The following is a 1,354-nucleotide window of genomic DNA, read 5'->3' as shown; positions in this document are numbered from 1 at the left end:
AACCTGAATTCGTGTCAGACCACACCGAGCACCTGCTAGACACGTTAGTGTCGCACTCGGTTCACACTTCAGCCCCAAGTTTTATCGGTCACATGACCTCGGCGCTACCCTACTTCTTGATGCCTTTATCCAAGATCATGATCGCGCTAAACCAAAACTTGGTTAAGATCGAAACATCAAAAGCATTCACACCTCTTGAACGTCAAGTTTTAGGGATGTTACACCGCTTAATTTACGGTCAAAACGACAAGTTTTATCGTAAATGGATGCACAGCGCGAACCATTCACTTGGTGCGTTTTGCTCTGGTGGCACAATCGCGAACATTACGGCGCTTTGGGTTGCACGCAATAAAGCGTTGAAAGCAGATGGTGATTTCAAAGGGGTAGAAAAAGAAGGTCTATTCAAAGCCATGAAGTACTATGGCTACGAAGGCCTTGCAGTTCTGGTTTCTGAACGTGGTCACTATTCACTGAAAAAAGCAGCAGACGTACTTGGCTTAGGTCAAGAGGGTTTAGTCGCGGTGAAAACCGATGCAAACAACCGTATTGTTGTTGACGACCTAAAAGCAAAAATTGCCGAGCTTAAAGAACAAAACATCAAACCAATTGCGGTTATCGGTGTCGCTGGCACAACAGAAACGGGGAACGTCGATCCTCTGTCGCAGATCGCTCAAGTGTGCCAAGAGCACAATTGTCACTTCCATGTAGATGCCGCTTGGGGTGGTGCAACGTTGATGTCTAATCATTACCGTCACCTTCTCGAAGGTGTTGAACTGGCTGACTCAGTGACTATCGACGCGCACAAACAACTGTACATCCCTATGGGTGCAGGCATGGTGTTGTTCAAAGACCCAGACGCGATGAAATCCATTGAACACCATGCGCAATACATCTTACGTAAAGGTTCAAAAGATTTAGGTAGTCATACACTAGAAGGCTCTCGCTCAGGCATGGCCATGTTAGTGTATGCGGCGATGCACATTATTAGTCGCCCAGGCTACGAACTATTGATCGACCAAAGTATCGAGAAAGCGCGCTACTTTGCTGACCTCATCAAACAGCAAGATGACTTCGAACTCGTTTCTGAACCGGAGCTTTGCCTACTGACCTACCGCTATCTACCGCCATTGATTCGTGAAGCGCTAGATAAAGCGGAAGGTACTCAAAAGGAGAAACTAAACGAGCTCATCAACCAGCTCACGCAGTTTATCCAGAAGCGTCAACGTGAAACGGGCAAATCGTTTGTTTCTCGTACAAGACTGAACCCTGACCAATGGCAAAGAATGAACACCATCGTATTCCGAGTGGTGCTTGCCAACCCATTGACGACCAGAGATATCTTGAGCTCAGTACT

1 protein-coding gene is annotated in these 1,354 nt (G+C 46.8%); it reads left to right on the top strand.

Annotated features, from left to right (window positions below):
• Positions 1–1,354, top strand: a 1,354-nt coding sequence (gene panP, locus R8269_RS24545; protein WP_318222819.1) for a pyridoxal-dependent aspartate 1-decarboxylase PanP, incomplete at both ends; no start/stop codon positions are given.

It is taken from the genome of Vibrio sp. Vb0667 (assembly GCF_033391095.1).
This window is presented reverse-complemented; position numbering and strand designations above follow the sequence as displayed.